Here is an 18,613-nt window from a genome sequence, read left to right as displayed (position 1 = left end):
TGCGAGCGCAGCGAAGCAATCCATAGCGCGACGAGCCGAACCATGGATTGCTTCGCGGCTCACGCTCCTCGCAGTGACGGAGGGTGACGGAAACAGATAGATGCGAACGAGAGATGCAGGGGCATCAGGTTTAATGGGCAAGATCACAGGTTTCCTCGAGATCGACCGGAACGAACGCAAGTATGTGCCGGTCGCCGAGCGGTTGAAGCATTATCGCGAATTCGTCATTCCCCTGAGCGAGAAGGACACCCGCGACCAGGCCGCGCGCTGCATGAACTGCGGCATCCCCTATTGCCACGGCACCGGCTCGGTGGCGCCGGGCACGCCGGGCTGCCCGGTCAATAACCAGATCCCCGATTTCAACGACCTTGTCTATCAGGGCAACTGGGAAGAAGCCTCGCGCAACCTGCACTCGACCAACAATTTCCCGGAGTTCACCGGCCGCATCTGCCCGGCGCCGTGCGAGGCGTCCTGCACGCTCAACATCGACGACAACCCGGTCACCATCAAGACGATCGAATGCGCGATCGTCGACCGCGCCTGGGACAATGGCTGGCTGAAGCCGGAAGTCGCGCAGGCCAAGACCGGCAAGAAGGTCGCGATCGTCGGCTCCGGACCTGCGGGCCTTGCGGCCGCGCAGCAGCTCGCGCGCGCCGGCCATGACGTCCATGTCTACGAGAAGTTCGCCAAGGCTGGCGGATTGCTTCGTTACGGCATTCCCGACTTCAAGATGGAAAAGCATATCATCGACCGCCGCGTGGCGCAGATGGAGGCCGAGGGCGTGACGTTCCATTACGGCGTCCATATCGGCGGCACTTCACAAGGCGCGATCGATCCGCGCGAGCTGCTCAACCAGTATGACGCGGTAGCCTTGACCGGCGGCGCCGAAGCCGGCCGCGATCTGCCGATCCCCGGCCGCGATCTCGACGGCATCCATTTTGCGATGGACTTCCTGCCGCAGCAGAACCGCCGCGTCTCCTCCGAGCCGCTCGGCGACGTCAAGGATATCCTGGCCGGCGGCAAGCATGTCGTCGTGATCGGCGGTGGCGACACCGGCTCCGACTGCATCGGAACTTCGTTCCGGCAGGGTGCGAAGTCCGTGACCCAGCTCGAGATCATGCCGGCGCCACCCGAGCACGAGAACAAGGGCGTGACCTGGCCGAACTGGCCCTTGAAGATGCGGACCTCGTCGAGCCAGGCCGAGGGCGCGAGCCGCGAATACGCGGTGCTGACGCAAAAATTCTCGGGCGTCGACGGCAAGGTGCAAAAGCTGCACTGCGTGAAGGTCGACGACAAGTTCAAGCCGATTGCGGGCACCGAATTCGAGCTCGAAGCGCAGCTCGTGCTGCTCGCCATGGGCTTCGTGCACCCGGTGCACGACGGCATGCTGAAGACGCTCGGCGTCGACCTCGACCAGCGCGGCAACGTCCGCGCCAACATGGCCGACTACAAGACCTCGCTGCCGAACGTCTTCTCCGCAGGCGACATGCGCCGCGGGCAATCGCTGGTGGTTTGGGCAATCCGTGAGGGGCGTCTGTGCGCGCGAGCGATCGATCAGTATCTGATGGGGTCGACGACGCTGCCGCGGTAGCACAACACCCAAAGCTTTTTTGTGTTACCTCGTGTCCCGGACGCGGTGCAGCGTGTAACGCTGCTCCGCAGAGCCGGGACCCATGGCGCCGCTCGCATGGACCCCGGATCAGCAGCGCATCACTTCGTGCTGCGCAGCATCCGGGGAACGCACGCGGAGAGCCGAGCGCCTAGTTCTGCAGCCGCACCCCCAGCATCACCACAGTCGACGCCGTGCTATTCCCCACCAGGTTCGAATCCAGCCAGTCGCGCCGCAGCGTGCCCCTGAGCCAGACGTTGCGGTTCATCTTGTAGATGGCCTCGCCCGACACCGCGTAGATCTTGTCGCGCCTGGGATTGCCCTGATAGTCGAGCGAGCCCCAGGTGAACTTGCCGATCGCGGTCAGCCAGCGGCGGAAGTCGTGGTCGACTTCGACGGTGTAGACATGCGTCAGGACGCCCGACGTGCCTGGCAGCGTGGTCTCCGTGATCGTGGTGTCGGAATAGAATTTTGCCGTCGTCAGCGGCGTCGCGGTCCAGACCAGCGAGGACGAGACGAGCAGGCCTTCCAGGCGATCGAGCCTCGGATCGACATAGTCGCGCGCGGCATAGCCGACGGCGATTTCGCCGGTCAATAGCCGCGAGAATTCGACGCTGGTGCCGCCCTTGACATAGCCGCCACTGGAATCGCGCGCAAATCCGCTGCGGTCGAGCCTGACGTCATGCACGCGGCTGTCGCCCTGCACTTCCACGAACGGCTTTATGCCCGGCTTCAAGTCATAGCTGGCGCGGCCGACGCCGCCGTACTGGCTGAAATTGCGGTCGTCGTTGGTCGTTGAAGTGCCGTCGGTGAGCTTTGAATTGGTATAGTCGGTGCGGTCGACAGTGGCGCCGGCGGAAACCTGCAGCCGGTTGAAGCTCTGGTCGACGCCGATAGTCGTGCCAACCGTGGTGAGGATCGGATATCTGGCGAGACCGGCCTGCACGTTCGGGCTGCCGGGATTGTCGGTCGAGACGAACAAGCGTCCCTGCGCGGTCAGCCTCGTGTTGCGGCTGACGTCGAGCCGGCCGTCGACATGGCCGAGGAAGTTGGGCCGGTCGACATCGAGCGGCGCCGACAGCGGCGTGCCGTCCGCGTTCGGCGTGAGATGGCTGCCGTAGCCGGTGAAGGAGCCGCGGAGATCGGCCACCAGCGCATGGCGTTCCCAATCGGAGACCGCGAGGAATTCGGGCGCGATCACGTAGAACGGCTTGCCTTGCGCCGGGGCGAGCCGGCCGGGATTGGTATCGTAGCCGCCCGAGAATTCGACCGCGGATTTGATCAGAAAACTGCCGGCGTAGTCGCCGACCGCGCCGAACGGATCGTCATCGATCCTGAGACGCTTGCGCGGCGGCTGTCCCACGACCGTGCCCGCCATCGCCGGTGGGATCGGGGTTTTGTGCGCTGATTCCGATGGGGCAATCGACAGCCGCAGCCGCGTGTTCGACGCAATCGGCGACGGCGGACTACCGGGTCCGATCGGCGGCTTCGGCTTCGCCTGCCCCGGATAGTATTTCGGTTTCTTGCGCTTGCGGTTGAGCGAATCGTAGCCGATGTCGGCGGCGCCGCTCGCGGCCGGCAGACCGTATTTCGGGATCTGTCCGATCCGCGACGGCGCGGGCTTGTCTTGCAGCTTCGGGCTGTTGGGGGGATCGTTCACCTCCGCCGCCGTCCGGCGCAGCGGCGAATCCGGCGGCAGCATCTGACTGGTCCGCCTTGAGCTGAACAGGTCCGGCGTGAGGGTTTGCGCTCGCGCTGCGGTTCCGGTCAGGACGATCAGCGCAAGGCACGGCAAGGCTGCGCGGAAGAGGCGCGCGCGGCCGTTCCGGCCCGATGCTGGCCCCGCCATCACGATAAAATATACCCCAACAAAAACAGATACTTGGTGGACGAACGCCGAACGCTCGCGGAACACGTCGTTAATGGAGTTAAAACAATTATGGTTAATGAGCCGTTGAGGGCGGCAGCCCCGCGTCGCTTCGCCGGACGGCCCATGCTATGCAGGGGTTCGGGGCGCGAAGCCCCTCCTTCCCTGGGACAGACATGGCCAACCCGAATCCGCTGATGGTACAATCATCCGGCTCTGAACCCGCTGATGCCGCCGTCCAATCGGCGCTGCGCACGCTCGATGCCGAGGGCAGCGGCATCGCCGCGATCGCGGCGGCGCTGCAGTCCGACCTTCGCGCACCCTTTGTCGCCGCCGTCGATCTGATCCGGAACGCCAAGGGACGGCTGATCGTCACCGGGCTCGGCAAGTCGGGCCATATCGGCCGCAAGATCGCCGCGACCTTCGCCTCCACCGGCACGCCCGCCTTCTTTGTCCATGCGGCCGAAGCGAGCCATGGCGACCTCGGCATGATCACGCCGGACGACGTCATCCTGGCGCTATCGTGGTCCGGCGAGCAGCCGGAGATGAAGAATCTGATCACCTATGCCAAGCGCTTCCGCATTTCCGTGATCGCCATGACGGCGGAGCGCGAATCTTCCCTCGCCAAGGCGGCCGGCATCGCGCTGACGCTGCCGAAGGCCCGTGAGGCCTGCCCGCACAATCTCGCGCCGACCACCTCCTCCCTGATGATGCTGGCGCTCGGCGACGCGCTGGCGATCGCATTGCTGGAAGGCCGCGGCTTTACCTCGGTCGATTTCAGCGTGCTGCATCCCGGCGGCAAGCTCGGCGCGCTCCTGAAATACACCCGCGACCTCATGCATACCGGCGACGCGGTGCCGCTGAAGCCGCTCGGCACCAGCATGTCCGAGGCGCTGGTCGAGATGACGTCCAAGGGCTTTGGCTGTGTCGGTATTGTCGACGCACGCGGACACATCGTCGGCATTGTCACCGACGGTGACCTGCGCCGCCATATGGGGCCGCAGCTCATGTCGGCCACCGTCGACGAGGTAATGACGAGGAATCCGAAGACGATCGACCGCGACGTGCTGGCCGGCGAGGCGCTGGAGATCCTCAACTCCTCGAAGATCACGACGCTGATCGTGACCGACGCCAGCAAGCCGATCGGCATCGTGCACCTGCACGATTTCCTGCGCGCGGGAGTGGCGTAACTCCCGACCTCTCCACGTCATTGCGAGAAGCGCAAGCGACGAAGCAATCCACCTATCCGTTATGCCGCGAGATGGATTGCTTCGCGGAGCCTGTCATCGGGCGCGCATTCGCGCGACCCGGTGGCTCGCAATGACGGGGTTAGGCCTTCGGAAACCGCACCGCGTTCTCCTCCAGCGGCAGTGCCAGTCCGTTCGCGAGATACGACACGGTGCGATAGAATCCGCACAGCAGGATGGTCTCGAATATTTTCGCCTCGTCGTAATGCGCCGATAGCGCCGCGAATTCGGCGTCATCAAGCGTGGCGCGCTCGTGCAGCGCGTCGATGGCGGCGATCAGGGCCTGCTCCGCTGGCGACCAGCATGCGTCGGTGGCGGCGCCGAGCACGGTGGCGCGGACCTGCGCTTCCGTCAGATGCGCGGCCTCCGCGAACGTCGTGACATGCACGCCCCATTCGTACTCGCAGCCTGTTCGCGCGCAGGTACGGTCGATGACGATCTCGCGCTCCCGCAAACTGAGCGGGCCGCGATCCAGCAGGCTGCCGGCGCGGAATTTCTCCCAGGCCCGCGCATTGCCCGCAATGACGCGAAACAGCACCAGCGGCGGCGCGCCGCGCATGATGCGGTCGAACTGCTCGGCAATGTCAGGTGCATAAGGCGGCTCAAGTGGCGCGATGCGCGGCACGGATTGTGACACGGCCAACCTCCATTGCTACTAATACAGTAGCAATGCTACACTTTTTGTAGCATAATGCAAGGAGATGATAGAGCGCTAAGCCGCCGCCACCGTCAGGCTGGCGCCATCGGCCTGCACCACCCTGACCCGGCTGCCAGCCGGCGCGTCAGGGCCGGCGACGCGCCAGACCGTGTCGTCGATCCGCACGGTGCCGGTGCCGCCGACGATCGGCTTTTCCAGCGTGAATTCCCGGCCGATCAGCGCCTTGGTCCGGTTGTTGAGAAACGGGTTGCTCAGGCTGCGGCTGCCCTCGCTGCGCGCAAAGTGCCGCCATGCCGGTACCGCGGCAACCGCGAACACCGCAAACATCAGGAGCTGCGTCTGCCAGGACGGGCTGATCGCAAACGACACGAGCCCGACCAATAGCGCCGCGAGCCCGAGCCAGAACATGAAGACACCCGGCGCGAGCAATTCCAGCGCCATCAGGACGAAGCCGAAGATCAGCCAATTCCAGGTGCCTAACGTCGAAAATATGTCGGTCATGACACGAACCTCTAATCGATCTTCCAGATCAAGCTCTCACCGCTGCGGCGTGACCGGCGGTGGGGTGGGACCGGTGTTCGGCACCGACGATGTCCGCCGTGCAGCGGCCGCAGCGGAAGCGGCACTTTCGCCAAACGTCGCCTTGGCGATCTCCCCGATGCCGGCGAGCGAGGACAGCACGCTAGTGGCTTCCAGCGGGATCATCAGGATCTTCTGGTTCGGCGAATCCGCGAACTGTCCGAACGCCTTGATGTACTTGTCGGCGATAAAATAGTTCAACGCTGCGACGTCGCCCTTGGCGATGGACTCGGAGACCATCTGCGTCGCCTTGGCTTCCGCCTCCGCCAGGCGCTCGCGCGCCTCGGCGTCGCGGAAGGCGGCTTCGCGGCGGCCTTCGGCCTGCAAAATCTGACCCTGTTTGGCGCCTTCCGCCCGCAAAATTTCCGACTGGCGCTGGCCCTCGGCCTGCAGAATGTCGGCGCGCTTGACGCGCTCGGCCTTCATCTGCCGGCCCATCGCTTCCACCAGGTCGGCCGGCGGCACGATGTCCTTGATCTCGATGCGGTTGACCTTGAGCCCCCATGGCGAGACGGCTGCGTCGACCACGCGCAGCAGCCGCTCGTTGATCTCGTCGCGATGCGACAGCACCTGGTCGAGGTCCATCGAGCCCATCACCGAGCGGATGTTGGTCATGGTCAGCACGATGATGGCCTGCTCGAGATTGGCGACCTCGTAGCTCGCTTTCGCGGCGTCGAACACCTGGAAGAACGCGACGCCATCCACCGTCACGGTGGCGTTGTCCTTGGTGATCACCTCCTGCTCGGGAATGTTGATCACCTGCTCCATCATGTTCATCTTGCGGCCGACGCGGTCGAAATAGGGAATGATGAGGTTCAACCCCGGCGACAGCGTGCGGGTGTATTTGCCGAACCGCTCGATGGTCCAATCATAGCCCTGCGGCACCGTTTTGACGCCCGCGAACAATGTGGCAATGACAAGTAGAACAAAGGCAATCGCGAAAATGTCGAAGCCACTCATAAAGTCCCTCCAAAGCCGGCAAGGTGCGTTGCCCGGCGCGATCTCTCATTTGTCTGCAACGGCGCGGCGCCGGTTCAGCCGGCGGTTCTCAGTTTATGGCTATATAGCTAGGGAATAGTTTGCGGGCCACCAGATGTTCTTGGGCTCCGAACGGCGAGTGGTTGTTGATGTGGTTAAATCCAGCCTTGAAGCTCGCGCAAAACGAGTTGGCGGATGACGTCCATGCCGGGCTCGCTGTCGTTCAGACAGGGAATTGCGGAAAACTGCTCGCCGCCGTTGTGCCTGAAGATCTCGGCGTTTTCCTGCGCGATCTCCTCCAGCGTCTCCAGGCAATCGGCGGAGAAGCCGGGCGTCACCACCACAATGCGTTTCACGCCATCTTTCGCCAATTTTTCGATGGTCTTGTCGGTGTAGGGCTGCAGCCACTCGTCGCTGCCGAAGCGCGATTGAAATGTCAGGATCAGCTTGGCGGCATCAAGGCCCAACCGCTTGCGCAAGCTTTCCGTCGTTGCGACGCACTGCGTGTAGTAAGGATCGCCCTTGTCGACATATTTCTGCGGCATACCGTGAAACGACGCCACGATAAGTTCGGGCTGGAACGGCAGGGCCGCCAGATGTTCTGACATCGAGACGGCGAGCGCTTCGATGTACTCGGGATTGTCGTAATAAGGCGGGCTCACCCGCAGCGTCGGCTGCGCGCGCATGTCGGCGAGCGCGCGAAACACCTCGTCGCAGACCGTCGCCGAGGTCGCCGCAGAATATTGCGGATAGAGCGGCACCACCAGCAGGCGATCGCAGCCTTGCGCAGCCAGGGCATCGATCCGCGAGCGGATCGATGGATTGCCATAGCGCATCGCCCAATCGACCACGACGTGCTCGCGATCGGCGATCGCCGCCGCGAGCTTTTCGGCCTGCGACCGGGTGATGGTCTTGAGCGGGGATTCGCCTCTCTCGGCGTTCCAGATCTTCTGGTAGTCGCGCGCCTTTCTGGCCGGACGCACCCGCAGAATGATGCCGTTGAGGATCGCTTTCCAGACGAGGCCCTGATCCTCGATCACGCGGGGGTCGGAGAGGAATTCCTTCAGATAGACCCGCACCCCCTGGGCATCGGCGGTATCAGGCGTGCCGAGATTGACCAGCAGCACGCCGATGCGTTGCTCTAGGGCTGCCGGTGCCGTTGCATTGCCAAGGGGGACGACCGCGGTCATGATTTCGATGGCTTCGCGCGTTGCACTATCCTTGTCAAGATAACCGCCGGTTCGCTACGCTTGCCAAATGGCCGCGGGGCGCGCGTGCGCGGGGAGGAACCATGACGATCGCCGAATGGTGCGTTTTCGGAACGGTGCTGCTGTATCTGCTGACGATCGCATCGGTCAAATGGGCCGCCTACGGCCGTTTCGACAATGCCAAGCCGCGCGATCCCGCCTTCTACCAGGACCCGATCCGCGCCCGTGCACTTGGCGCGCATCAAAACGGCATCGAGGCGTTTCCGTTCTTCGCAGTCGCCGTGCTGCTGGCGGAATTTCGGCTCGGGCCGCAGCGCCTGATCGACGAACTCGCGATTCTGTTCGTGATCGTGCGGATCGCCTATGTCTTCACCTATCTCGGCAACCGCCCAACGCTGCGCTCGATCCTCTGGAGCATCGGCTTCGCGATCAATATCGCGATCTTCTTTCTGCCGGCGATCAAGGAGTATTTGCCGGTATGAGGTTGGCGTCCCGTCGTCCCTGCGAACGCAGGGACCCATAACCACCGCTGCTGATCGTTGCGGGAAAGTCGTCGACCATCCCCGCAAGACAACATCCGCCGCGGCGTATGGGTCCCTGCGTTCGCAGGGGCATCAGAGAAGAGTGATCGCCGATAGATGGTGGGCACGGCGCTATCGCGCCTTTGCCCACCCTACGATGTCGAGGACGACTTGGCTCAGCCCAGATGCCGCTCCCGCGTCGCGATCAAATCCCGAATCTCCTTTGATATCGGGACCGGGCGATGCGTCTTCTGATCGGTGTTGACCCAGACGCTCTCGCCGGTCACGAGCGCATCACCGGCACCTTTCAGGAAGATCGCGAGTTCGAAGGTGAGGCTCGAATTGCCGATCCGCGCCACCCGCGCGCCGACGTCGAGCTCCCAGTCGAACCGGACCGGCGCCTTGTATTCGATGACGGATTTGACGACGTGGAAATCGACGCCGGATTTCTTGGCGTCGGCATATTGGTCATAGCCGAGCGCGCGAAAATATTCGGTGATGGTGGTGTCGAAATAGGTCAGGTAATGCGCGTTGAAGACGACGCCCTGGCCGTCGATCTCGGAGTAGCGCACCCGGAACGGGTGGAAGAACCAGAATTGCTCGCGTGACATGGGATTCCCGGCTTTGCGTGTTCAGGCGCTTGAATAGCGCAGCGAACCAATTTCATAAAGCCGGCAACTTGCGTTACCGAAATAGAGTTGCGGAATCTATAGCGGTAGATTGTCATCCCTGCCTCCGTGCGCAATCGCGCACTCGGCGCAGGGACCCATACGCCGTGCCGCAAGTTTTGAGGACCCTGTTCGACGGCTTTCGTGCACCAACTTAATCCTGTGGTTATGGGTCCCTGCGTTCGCAAGGACGACAGTTCGTAGCGTGGATCACAAACACGTCGCGCGTTCGGCGGCGAGATAGCCGAACAACAGGCCGATGCCGAACAAGAGCACCAGGCCGGCGGCGCCGAATTCGATGCCGCGCATGATCAGCGCGCCGCCGCCCTCGCGCCCGGCGCTCAGCCGCTTTGCCAGACCCTTCGCCGATACGGCGATCACGGCGATGGTGGCGACCGTGATCGCAGTCCCGAGGCCCATCACGAAGGTCGCGGCGATGCCGGCCAGGAACAGGCCCTGCGCCAGCGAGAACACCAGCACCAGGATGGCACCCGAGCACGGCCGCATGCCTACCGCAAAGATCGTTCCCAAGCCGCGCCGCCAGCCGCCGGGACCAGCGAGTTGGTCCGGTGTCGGCCCGTGCGAATGGCCGCAATGCTCGTCATGAACATGGGCATGGCCGTGGCCGTGATGATCGCCGTGATCATGGTGATGGTGATGGTGATGGGCGTGGTCATGATCGTGACGATGAGCCGTGGCCGATGCCATCGCCAGCTCCGGCTTCGCCTGCAGCGCGCGCATAAAGCCGCCGCCCTTGGTCCAGACCAGCCGCGCGCCGAGCGCCGCGATCAGCGCGTAGCTGACGATCTCGATCGCCTTCTCCGCAGAGCACATCGTCTTGGCGGTGGAAGAGAGCAGCCAGGCGAAGACGGCCACGATCGCGACCGCCACCAACGCCTGCAACAACGCCGAGGCGAACGACAGCACGATGCCGCGCCGCGCGGTTTCCTCATTGGCGACAAGATAGGACGAGATCACCGCCTTGCCGTGGCCGGGGCCGGCGGCATGAAAAATGCCGTAAGCAAAGGAGATTCCAAGCAGCGTCCAGACCGCGCTGCCGTCCGATTTCGCCGCGCGGATGGTAGCGGACATTTCGCGGTAGAATTCGGATTGCTTGGCCAAAATCCATCCGATCACGCCGCCGACCTGCGGTTCGGCCGCGGGACGTGGACCACCGAACGGATTCTGCGCCATCAGCGCATGCAAGGCAGCATCGAAAATCACAACGGCCGCGATCGCCGCGGCCGTCATTGCGATACCTCGCGCGAGGCTCGTGGGGAGCATCCGCCTCATGGGCAGTTCACCATGATCTTGTTGGCGAACATCGCGCCATAATTGGAATTGTCGCCGTTCAAGAAATTCTGCTCGTTCAGGCGCTGGGTGTTGGCGGTCTCGTCGTTCGGCCGCTGGAATTGCATCTGGCAGGCGGCGGGCGCACCGATCAGCTTGATCGGGTCCTTGTCGTCGAACTTGAAGTCGATGAAGTAGGAGGGGTCGAACACTTCCAGCGCCAACTGCTTCGAGGTCGCCGGCGCCTTCAGCGGCAGCACGAAATGGAGCGTCAGCGCGCTGTCCTTGTATTCGAGATAATAGTCGACCGGCTCCTCGAACTTCGCCTTCTTGCCGTCGGCTTTGGCGAAGGTGAAATAGGCGAAGTCCTTCAGCGACTCGACATTGGTCTGTGCCAGCGGCGCCAGTTCCTCGCGGGTGTAGACGCCCTTGGTCTTGGTCGCGACACCCTGCAGCGCATAGGTCGAGAACATGTCATCGAACGTCCAGGCGTGACGCACGCCCGTCATCGCACCGTTGGGCGCGTAGACCACCTCGCTCCTGGCGGTGATCCAGACATGGGGATGGGCCTCGGCCGCGGCTGTGCCGAGCGACAACGCGACGATCAAGCCCAACAGTCCGAACATTCCACGTAACACGTCATTCCTCCGAAGGCGGGGACCGATACGCTGTGTCGTCTCATTTTGGCAATGCGGCAAAGGCTATTCCTTCACAACGAACATCAGAGGTTATAGGTCCCTGCGTTCGCAGGGACGACTCGTGGAAGCGGCGCCGGCTGATCAGGCCGCCGGCGTTGCTTCGAGCAGGCCGCGACGGCGCAACAGCGCGTCGGCCTCCGGCTCGCGGCCGCGGAAGGCGACATAGGCGTCCTCGGGGTCGCGCGAGCCGCCCGACGAATAGATGTCATCGTGCAGGCGTTTTGCCACCGCGGGATCGAAGATGTCGCCGGCCTCCTCGAACGCGCCGAAGGCGTCGGCGTCCATCACTTCCGACCACATGTAGCTGTAGTAGCCCGATGCGTAATGATCGCCGGAGAAGATGTGGCCGAATTGGGTCGGCCGGTGCCGCAGCGCGATTTCGGCGGGCATGCCGATCTTCTCCAGCTCCGCCTTTTCGAACGCAGCCACGTCGCTGCTGGCGGCGGCCGGCTGGGTATGGAATTCGAGATCGACCAGCGCCGAGGAAACGAACTCCACGGTGGCAAAGCCCTGGTTGAATTTTCGCGCGGCGAGGAAGCGCTGCAGCAGGTCGTCCGGCAGCGGCTCGCCGGTTTGGTAGTGCTTGGCGAACTGCCGCAGCACTTGCGGCTGCTCCTGCCAATGCTCGTAGAGCTGCGAGGGCAGCTCGACGAAATCGGTAAACACGGACGTCCCCGACAGCGAGGGATAAGTGACGTTGGACAGCATGCCGTGCAGGCCGTGGCCGAACTCGTGGAACAGGGTGCGCGCGTCGTCCGGCGACAGCAGCGACGGCTGGCCGTCCGCGCCCTTGGCGAAATTGCAGACATTGATGATCAGCGGGGCGACGTCGACGTCGAGCTTCTGCTGGTCGCGCAGCGAGGTCATCCAGGCGCCGGAGCGCTTTGAGGGTCTCGCGAAATAATCGCCATAGAACAGCGCCTTGTGCTTGCCGGCGGCGTCCTTGACCTCCCAGACCCGGACGTCCGGATGCCAGACCGGAATGTCCTTGCGCTCGGAGAAGGTGATCCCGAACAGGCGGGTGGCGCAGTCGAAGGCGGCCTCGATCATGTGGTCGAGCACCAGATAGGGCTTTATCGCCGCGTCGTCGAAATCGGCTCGCCGCTGCCGCAGCTTTTCGGCGTAGTAGCGCCAATCCCACGGCGCCAGCGCGAAGTTGCCGCCCTCCTCCGCGATCAGAGCCTGCAGCGCGTCGCGGTCGGCGAGCGCCTGGGCCCGGGCGGGCTTCCAGACCCGCTCCAGGAGGCTGCGCACCGCCTCCGGCGTCTTGGCCATGGAATCCTCCAGCCGGTAGGCGGCGTAGGTTGGAAAGCCCATGATCTTGGCGGCCTCCTCGCGGAGCGCGAGGATCTCGACGATGGTGGCGTTGTTGTCGTTGGCGTTGCCATTGTCGCCGCGCGCGGTGAAGGCCTTGAAGACCTTCTCGCGCAGGTCGCGGCGGGAGGAGCTCTTCAGGAACGGCTCGACCGAAGAGCGTGACAGCGTTACAATCGCCTTGCCCGCCATGCCGCGCTCTTCAGCGGCGGCCTTGGCCGCGGTGACGAAGGCCTCGGGAAGGCCGTCACGATCGTCCTCGCCGAGCTCCATGAACCAGTCCTGCTCGTCGCCGAGGAGATGGTGGCTGAACGAGGTGCCGAGCTGGGCCAGCCGCTCGTTGATCTCGGCCCGGCGCTTCTTGGCGACCTCGTCGAGGCCGGCGCCGGCGCGGTGGAAGTTGGTGTAGGTGCGCTCCAGGAGCCGCATCTGTTCGCCGGTCAGGCCGAGCGTGGCGCGGTTCTCGTGCAGCAGCGCAATGCGGCCGAACAGCACCGCGTTCATCATGATCGGGTTCCAGTGCCGCGCCATCCGCAAGGAGACTTCCTTGTCGATCTCCAGGATCGCCGGATTGGAGTGCGCCGAGACCAGGTCGTAGAACACGGCAGAGACCTTCGCGAGCAGCTTGCCCGAGCGCTCCAGCGCCGTGATAGTGTTGGCGAAGTCCGGCACCGAGGGATCATGGGTGATCGCCGCGATCTCGGCGGCGTGATCGGCAAAGGCCTGCTCGAAGGCGGGCAGGAAGTGTTCCGGCTGGATCTCGCTGAAGGGCGGTGTCTCGAATGGCGTCTGCCACGGCCGGAGCAGCGGGTTTTCGCCAGCTTCCGAAGGGGCCGCCGTCTGCAGGGTTTCTGACATCACAATTCCCGTTTTTGCCTCGTTTTCTCGAGCTGAAACCGGTACCGATTTCGCTCGAAAACGCTCCAGAAGATGCGGCAATCTATAGCACGCGATACGGCATTTTTGGGCCTTTTGCGCTTGATAGATGGGGCCTTTTCGGAGAGATTGCGCCCCTTGAACAGGACCTTTTTCATGAGCCCACAGCCCGCCTCCACATCCTCCCGCCGGATCGTCTGGCCGAGCGTCATCACCGTCATTTCGGCTGCGATCCTGATCGGCGCGGAAGTGTTCGGCGCGGCGTTTGCCGGCGGCTGGGCGCTCGCGATCCTGTTCGATCTCAACGACACCAGCGCGCACATTCTCCAGGCGGTGCTGTTCGGCATCGGCGTGCTGGTCATGGTGGCGTTCATCCGCGGCGCGCAGCGCATCGAGCCGTTCTCCAAGCGCGCCTGACGCGCATTCAAGAAAGCGCTGCGGCACAGGCACTGAAGCGTTCATCGCCTGCCTGAGAAAATCTTAACTTCCATTCATGTTTGTCGTGAGCCGTGCGCGCTGCGAACGCTTTCGTAAGCACACGTCGGGGAAATTTGTCCCCAGCCTAAAAAAATTCTTGCGAAGCCGATTCAAAAGACTTATTTCCAGCCTTGCCCAATTTCGCACGTGCCTGTGGTCGTGTGTCAGTCGGTAGGTATCCGGACAAGAGGCCGGACAGCCGCCAAGGGATGAAGAACCGAGGGTCGTTTTTCGAAGCGGCCAGCATCTCTCTCAAGAGATGCCGTTGAAGGTCCCTCCATCCTTTGCAACCGTGACTGGCAGCCGGAGGCGAACCGGCGCACCCCGCTCTCAACGGGGGACGCGACTTAAAGCAACGACGGATCGGGCTTTTTTGGTCTCTACCGGCATTCCACCGCCGGCGCGGGCTACTGAAAAGGCTTGTCCTTCATTGCCAGGTGAGCGGGCGGGAAGATTCCCAACCAATCCACGGCAGCACAATTCGGTTCTTGAGTTCGAGGCTTCGTCGCGTCTCCATCGTGCGACAACGCCAAAGCACTCACGTCCGAGATCAAATTTGAACGGGACCCGTCGCTGGGCCGTTTGGAGGGGTGCTATGACCGAACGTATTCAGGAATTCCTGCGTAACCGCCGCAGCGAGGGCCAGGACACCGAGCCGTGCCTCGTCGTCGACCTCGAAGTCGTGCGCGACAACTACCAGACCTTCGCCAAGGCGCTGCCCGACAGCCGCGTGTTCTACGCGGTGAAGGCCAATCCTGCGCCCGAAGTGCTGTCGCTGCTCGCCTCCATGGGCTCCTGCTTCGACACCGCAACCGTTGCCGAAATCGAAATGGCGATGGCTGCCGGTGCGACGCCGGACCGTATCTCCTTTGGCAACACGATCAAGAAGGAGCGCGACATCGCGCGCGCCTTCGCGCTCGGCATTCGCCTGTTCGCAGTCGACTGCGCCGCCGAAGTCGAGAAGATCGCGCGTGCCGCTCCCGGCGCAAAGGTGTTCTGCCGCATCCTTTATGACTGCGCCGGCGCCGAATGGCCGCTGTCGCGGAAGTTCGGCTGCGACCCGGAGATGGCGGTCGAGGTGCTCGACCTCGCCAAGCGTCTGGGGCTGGAGCCGGTCGGCATCTCGTTTCATGTCGGCTCGCAGCAGCGCAAGGTGAAGGCGTGGGACCGCGCGCTGGCAATGGCCTCGACGGTGTTTCGGGACTGCGCGGAGCGAGGGATCAACCTGTCCATGGTCAACATGGGCGGCGGCTTCCCGACCAAGTACCTCAAGGACGTTCCTCCGGTCGTGCAGTACGGCCGGTCGATCTTCCGTGCGCTGCGCAAGCACTTCGGCAACCAGATCCCGGAGACCATCATCGAGCCGGGCCGCGGCATGGTCGGCAACGCCGGCATCATCGAGACCGAAGTCGTCCTGATCTCCAGGAAGAGCGACGAGGACGAGGTGCGCTGGGTGTATCTCGACATCGGCAAGTTCGGCGGTCTCGCCGAGACGATGGACGAGTCGATCCGCTACGCCATCCGCACGCCGCATGACGGTGCGGAGATGACGCCGTGCGTGCTCGCAGGTCCCACCTGCGATAGCGCCGACGTGCTGTACGAGAAGATGCCGTACCCGCTTCCGGTGACGCTCGAGATCGGCGACAAGCTGTTGATCGAAGGCACCGGGGCCTACACGTCGACCTACTCGTCGGTGGCGTTCAACGGCATCCCGCCGCTCAGGACCTACCACATCTGAGCTGCCTCTTTTTGAGGCTCGAATAGCGGGAGCCGGTGCGCCGGCTCCCTCCCCGTCATTTGCGAATTTTTGACAACGCTTTGCGCGGCAAGTTTGCCGTTGCGAGCGGGGACTGACGTGCCATGACTGCTTTGCGGAAGACCACCGTTGCCCTCATCCCCGATGCCGCTCCGTTTGCGATCCGCAGCGAGCGGGCCTCGGACGTCGCCGCGCGCGAGGCGCTGCTGGATGCCTGCTTTGGCGACAACCGCCATATGCGCGCCTGCCAGCGCCTGCGCGACGGACGCGCGCCCGCCGAAGGCCTTAGCCTTTCGGCTGTGAGCAGGGGCCGGCTGGTCGGTACGTTGCGGTTGTGGCACGTCAGCGCCGGGGGCATCCCGGCGCTCATGCTCGGCCCGCTGGCGGTGGAGGCTTCCTCCCGCCAGCTCGGGGTCGGGGCTGCGCTGATGGACCACGCGCTCGCGGCGGCGAAGGCGCGTGGCCATCGCGCGGTAGTCCTGCTGGGCGATGCGCCGTACTACTCCCGCTTCGGCTTCTGGGCCGCGAAGACCGGCGAGCTGTCGCTGCCGGGCGCTTTCGAGCGCGACCGGCTGCTCGGCCTGGAGTTTTGCGAAGGCGCGCTCGATGGCGCCTCGGGGATGATCGTTCCGACCGGTGCACGCTCGCCGAAAACAAAGGCAGTGCGGACCAGGAAGGCGAAGACCTTGCTCCTGCCGCGCGTGGCCTGAAAGCGATGTCGGAGTGCCCTCCCGCCGCCGTGCGCCCGCGCTGGCGCAGCGTTGTCACGACGGTCCTCCTGGTCATCATCTCGGTCATGATCGTCAGGGACATTCTCGTGCGTCGCTGGAGCGCCGGCGCGCCGCCGGCCTCCGACTTCACCTGGCATTCACGGTGACATCGCCAGGGGTTGCGCACGCCGGGGAAAAGCCCTTAAACCGCGCCCATCCCGCCGCCGGACCATTCCCAGGATCGTTCCCAAGACCGAGGTTCCCATGCCCCGCCGCCTGATTTCCACCGGCTCGCCGTTCGAGAAGACCGCCGGCTACAGCCGCGCCGTCATCGACGGCGATTTCGCCTTCGTCGCCGGCACCACCGGCTACGACTACAGGACCATGGTCATTCCCGCCGATGTCACAAGCCAGGCGCGCAACTGCTTTAGGAACATCGAGGCGGCGCTCAAGGAAGGCGGCTTCGCGATGGCCGACATCGTCCGCGCCACCTACTACATCACCGACCTCGCCGATGCGGACGCCTTCTTTGCGGTCTGCGGCGAAGTTTTTAGCGAGATCCGCCCGGCCACAACGCTCCTCGTCGTCGCGGGGCTCTACAAGCCCGAGATGAAGATCGAGATCGAAGTGACCGCGAAGCGCCGCACCGCCTGATCCCTCCATTCCCACGAATTTCTGTTTCCGGAGACCAACTGATGAACGCCCTCGCAAAAATTCACGCGAAAGTCACTGGCCCCATCGTGATGATCGGCTTCGGTTCGATCGGCAAGGGCACGCTGCCCTTGATCGAGCGCCATTTCGACTATGACAAGTCGCGCTTCGTCATCATCGATCCGCATGAGGATGGCGAGCTCGCCAAGAAACACGGCGTGCGCTTCATCAAGCAAGCCGTGACCCGCGACAATTATCGCGAATTCCTGATCCCGCTGCTTACCGAAGGCGGCGGCCAGGGCTTCTGCGTCAACCTCTCCGTCGACACCTCCTCGGTCGACATCATGACGATGTGCCGGGAGATCGGCGCGCTCTACATCGATACCGTGGTGGAGCCCTGGGCGGGTTTCTATTTCGACAAGAACATCGGTCCCGAAAAGCGCTCCAACTACGCCCTGCGCGAGACCTTGCTCGCCGCCAAGCACAAGAGTCCGGGCGGCACGACCGCCGTCTCCACCTGCGGTGCCAATCCCGGCATGGTATCCTGGTTCGTCAAGCAGGCGCTGCTCGACATCGCCCGCGACACCAACACGCCCTTCAACGAGCCGAAGAGCCGCGAGGGTTGGGGCCAGCTCGCGCAGAAGCTCGGCGTCAAAGGCATCCACATCGCCGAGCGCGACACCCAGCGCTCCAGGAATCCGAAGCCGATGAATGTGTTCGTCAACACCTGGTCGGTGGAAGGGTTCGTGTCCGAGGGCATGCAGCCGGCCGAGCTCGGCTGGGGCACCCATGAGAAATGGATGCCGGATAACGGCCGCCAGCACACCGAGGGCTGCGGTGCGGCGATCTATCTGCTGCAGCCGGGCGCCAACACCCGCGTGCGTTCATGGTGCCCGACGCCGGGGCCGCAATACGGCTTCCTCGTCACCCACAACGAGTCGATCTCGATTGCGGACTATTTCACGCTACGCGATGGCAACGAGGTGATCTATCGCCCGACCTGCCACTACGCCTACCACCCAGCCAACGACGCCGTGCTGTCGCTGCACGAGATTTTCGGCGCGACCGGCAAGATGCAGCCGAGCTGGCACATTCTGGACGAGCACGAGGTCGTCGACGGCATCGACGAGCTTGGCGTACTGCTCTACGGCCACGGCAAGAACGCCTATTGGTACGGCTCGCAACTCTCGATCGAGGAGACCCGCCTCGTCGCGCCTTACCAGAACGCGACCGGCATGCAGGTGTCGTCCGCCGTGCTCGCCGGCATGGTATGGGCGCTGGAGAATCCCACCGCTGGGATCGTTGAGGCCGACGAAATGGATTTCCGCCGCTGCCTCGAAATTCAGATGCCGTATCTCGGCCCGGTGAAAGGGTTCTACACCGACTGGACGCCGCTGTCGGACCGGCCCGGCCTGTTCCCGGAGGATATCGACACGTCGGATCCCTGGCAGTTCAGGAACGTGCTGGTGCGGTAACACCGCAACACAGCAACACAGGCGCTGCAGC

18 protein-coding genes are annotated in these 18,613 nt (G+C 63.8%); 9 read left to right on the top strand and 9 right to left on the bottom strand.

Annotation, left to right across the window (positions count from 1 at the left end):
• The first annotated feature begins 133 nt into the window (after positions 1–133).
• Positions 134–1,591, top strand: coding sequence for a glutamate synthase subunit beta (locus V1290_RS23805; protein WP_334366626.1), 1,458 nt, complete (start codon positions 134–136; stop codon positions 1,589–1,591).
• A 169-nt stretch (positions 1,592–1,760) separates the two neighbouring features.
• Here the strand turns inward: V1290_RS23805 and V1290_RS23800 are convergent, their stop codons facing one another.
• Positions 1,761–3,458, bottom strand: a complete 1,698-nt coding sequence (locus V1290_RS23800; protein ID WP_334369157.1) for an outer membrane beta-barrel protein — start codon at positions 3,456–3,458, stop codon at positions 1,761–1,763.
• Between the two features lie 194 nt (positions 3,459–3,652).
• Here V1290_RS23800 and V1290_RS23795 point away from each other — a divergent pair, with 194 nt between their 5' ends.
• Positions 3,653–4,666: a KpsF/GutQ family sugar-phosphate isomerase gene (locus tag V1290_RS23795; RefSeq protein WP_334366625.1), complete on the top strand. Its 1,014-nt coding sequence runs from the start codon at positions 3,653–3,655 to the stop codon at positions 4,664–4,666.
• 139 nt (positions 4,667–4,805) lie between these two features.
• Here V1290_RS23795 and V1290_RS23790 read toward each other — a convergent pair whose 3' ends face one another.
• The 4 genes from V1290_RS23790 to hemH form a co-directional block, all read right to left on the bottom strand.
• A complete protein-coding gene (locus V1290_RS23790; protein WP_334366624.1) occupies positions 4,806–5,360 on the bottom strand; it encodes a carboxymuconolactone decarboxylase family protein in 555 nt (184 codons plus the stop codon).
• A gap of 75 nt (positions 5,361–5,435) precedes the next feature.
• Positions 5,436–5,882: an NfeD family protein gene (locus V1290_RS23785; protein WP_334366623.1), complete on the bottom strand. Its 447-nt coding sequence runs from the start codon at positions 5,880–5,882 to the stop codon at positions 5,436–5,438.
• Positions 5,883–5,918: 36 nt separating this feature from the next.
• Positions 5,919–6,920, bottom strand: coding sequence for an SPFH domain-containing protein (locus tag V1290_RS23780; RefSeq protein ID WP_065743724.1), 1,002 nt, complete (start codon positions 6,918–6,920; stop codon positions 5,919–5,921).
• 173 nt (positions 6,921–7,093) lie between these two features.
• The gene (gene hemH, locus V1290_RS23775) at positions 7,094–8,128 is read right to left on the bottom strand and encodes a ferrochelatase (protein WP_334366622.1); all 1,035 of its coding nucleotides are present in this window, start codon (positions 8,126–8,128) and stop codon (positions 7,094–7,096) included.
• A gap of 101 nt (positions 8,129–8,229) precedes the next feature.
• On the opposite strand from hemH, the gene V1290_RS23770 reads away from it, so the two are divergent.
• Entirely contained in the window at positions 8,230–8,628 is a 399-nt protein-coding gene (locus tag V1290_RS23770) for an MAPEG family protein (protein ID WP_334366621.1), read from the top strand.
• A gap of 215 nt (positions 8,629–8,843) precedes the next feature.
• On the opposite strand, the gene V1290_RS23765 is transcribed toward V1290_RS23770, so the two are convergent.
• The 4 genes from V1290_RS23765 to V1290_RS23750 all read right to left on the bottom strand — a co-directional run bounded on the left by V1290_RS23765 (position 8,844) and on the right by V1290_RS23750 (position 13,495).
• On the bottom strand, positions 8,844–9,278 hold the full coding sequence (locus V1290_RS23765; RefSeq protein ID WP_334366620.1) for an acyl-CoA thioesterase: 435 nt from the start codon (positions 9,276–9,278) through the stop codon (positions 8,844–8,846).
• Positions 9,279–9,545: 267 nt separating this feature from the next.
• Positions 9,546–10,586 (bottom strand): nickel/cobalt transporter, encoded by a 1,041-nt coding sequence (locus V1290_RS23760; RefSeq protein ID WP_442895011.1) that lies wholly within the window; start codon positions 10,584–10,586, stop codon positions 9,546–9,548.
• Positions 10,587–10,624: 38 nt separating this feature from the next.
• On the bottom strand, positions 10,625–11,251 hold the full coding sequence (locus V1290_RS23755) for a DUF1007 family protein (protein ID WP_334369156.1): 627 nt from the start codon (positions 11,249–11,251) through the stop codon (positions 10,625–10,627).
• 153 nt (positions 11,252–11,404) lie between these two features.
• Complete coding sequence (locus V1290_RS23750) at positions 11,405–13,495, bottom strand: M3 family metallopeptidase (RefSeq protein ID WP_334366618.1); 2,091 nt, start codon at positions 13,493–13,495, stop codon at positions 11,405–11,407.
• Between the two features lie 174 nt (positions 13,496–13,669).
• Here V1290_RS23750 and V1290_RS23745 point away from each other — a divergent pair, with 174 nt between their 5' ends.
• The 6 genes from V1290_RS23745 to V1290_RS23720 all read left to right on the top strand — a co-directional run bounded on the left by V1290_RS23745 (position 13,670) and on the right by V1290_RS23720 (position 18,582).
• Entirely contained in the window at positions 13,670–13,930 is a 261-nt protein-coding gene (locus V1290_RS23745; RefSeq protein WP_334366617.1) for a hypothetical protein, read from the top strand.
• 655 nt (positions 13,931–14,585) lie between these two features.
• Entirely contained in the window at positions 14,586–15,728 is a 1,143-nt protein-coding gene (locus V1290_RS23740; RefSeq protein ID WP_334366616.1) for a type III PLP-dependent enzyme, read from the top strand.
• A gap of 122 nt (positions 15,729–15,850) precedes the next feature.
• Positions 15,851–16,456 carry a GNAT family N-acetyltransferase gene (locus V1290_RS23735; protein WP_334366615.1) on the top strand — a complete coding sequence of 202 codons (606 nt, stop codon included), beginning with the start codon at positions 15,851–15,853 and terminating at the stop codon, positions 16,454–16,456.
• 5 nt (positions 16,457–16,461) lie between these two features.
• Complete coding sequence (locus tag V1290_RS23730) at positions 16,462–16,623, top strand: hypothetical protein (protein WP_334366614.1); 162 nt, start codon at positions 16,462–16,464, stop codon at positions 16,621–16,623.
• A 97-nt stretch (positions 16,624–16,720) separates the two neighbouring features.
• Positions 16,721–17,110, top strand: coding sequence for a RidA family protein (locus tag V1290_RS23725; RefSeq protein WP_334366613.1), 390 nt, complete (start codon positions 16,721–16,723; stop codon positions 17,108–17,110).
• A 41-nt stretch (positions 17,111–17,151) separates the two neighbouring features.
• Positions 17,152–18,582: a homospermidine synthase gene (locus V1290_RS23720; RefSeq protein WP_334366612.1), complete on the top strand. Its 1,431-nt coding sequence runs from the start codon at positions 17,152–17,154 to the stop codon at positions 18,580–18,582.
• Positions 18,583–18,613: the final 31 nt, after the last annotated feature.

The organism is Bradyrhizobium sp. AZCC 1578, from assembly GCF_036924675.1.
Classification (GTDB): domain Bacteria; phylum Pseudomonadota; class Alphaproteobacteria; order Rhizobiales; family Xanthobacteraceae; genus Bradyrhizobium.
This window is presented reverse-complemented; position numbering and strand designations above follow the sequence as displayed.

Excerpts from the sequence above, each read along its gene's own strand:
- V1290_RS23805 (WP_334366626.1), top strand. The coding sequence starts at position 134 with ATGGGCAAGATCACAGGTTTCCTCGAGATCGACCGGAACGAACGCAAG.
- V1290_RS23800 (WP_334369157.1), bottom strand. The coding sequence starts at position 3,458 with ATGGCGGGGCCAGCATCGGGCCGGAACGGCCGCGCGCGCCTCTTCCGC.
- V1290_RS23795 (WP_334366625.1), top strand. The coding sequence starts at position 3,653 with ATGGCCAACCCGAATCCGCTGATGGTACAATCATCCGGCTCTGAACCC.
- V1290_RS23785 (WP_334366623.1), bottom strand. The coding sequence starts at position 5,882 with ATGACCGACATATTTTCGACGTTAGGCACCTGGAATTGGCTGATCTTC.
- V1290_RS23780 (WP_065743724.1), bottom strand. The coding sequence starts at position 6,920 with ATGAGTGGCTTCGACATTTTCGCGATTGCCTTTGTTCTACTTGTCATT.
- hemH (WP_334366622.1), bottom strand. The coding sequence starts at position 8,128 with ATGACCGCGGTCGTCCCCCTTGGCAATGCAACGGCACCGGCAGCCCTA.
- V1290_RS23770 (WP_334366621.1), top strand. The coding sequence starts at position 8,230 with ATGACGATCGCCGAATGGTGCGTTTTCGGAACGGTGCTGCTGTATCTG.
- V1290_RS23765 (WP_334366620.1), bottom strand. The coding sequence starts at position 9,278 with ATGTCACGCGAGCAATTCTGGTTCTTCCACCCGTTCCGGGTGCGCTAC.
- V1290_RS23760 (WP_442895011.1), bottom strand. The coding sequence starts at position 10,586 with ATGACGGCCGCGGCGATCGCGGCCGTTGTGATTTTCGATGCTGCCTTG.
- V1290_RS23755 (WP_334369156.1), bottom strand. The coding sequence starts at position 11,251 with ATGTTCGGACTGTTGGGCTTGATCGTCGCGTTGTCGCTCGGCACAGCC.
- V1290_RS23750 (WP_334366618.1), bottom strand. The coding sequence starts at position 13,495 with ATGTCAGAAACCCTGCAGACGGCGGCCCCTTCGGAAGCTGGCGAAAAC.
- V1290_RS23745 (WP_334366617.1), top strand. The coding sequence starts at position 13,670 with ATGAGCCCACAGCCCGCCTCCACATCCTCCCGCCGGATCGTCTGGCCG.
- V1290_RS23740 (WP_334366616.1), top strand. The coding sequence starts at position 14,586 with ATGACCGAACGTATTCAGGAATTCCTGCGTAACCGCCGCAGCGAGGGC.
- V1290_RS23735 (WP_334366615.1), top strand. The coding sequence starts at position 15,851 with ATGACTGCTTTGCGGAAGACCACCGTTGCCCTCATCCCCGATGCCGCT.
- V1290_RS23730 (WP_334366614.1), top strand. The coding sequence starts at position 16,462 with ATGTCGGAGTGCCCTCCCGCCGCCGTGCGCCCGCGCTGGCGCAGCGTT.
- V1290_RS23725 (WP_334366613.1), top strand. The coding sequence starts at position 16,721 with ATGCCCCGCCGCCTGATTTCCACCGGCTCGCCGTTCGAGAAGACCGCC.
- V1290_RS23720 (WP_334366612.1), top strand. The coding sequence starts at position 17,152 with ATGAACGCCCTCGCAAAAATTCACGCGAAAGTCACTGGCCCCATCGTG.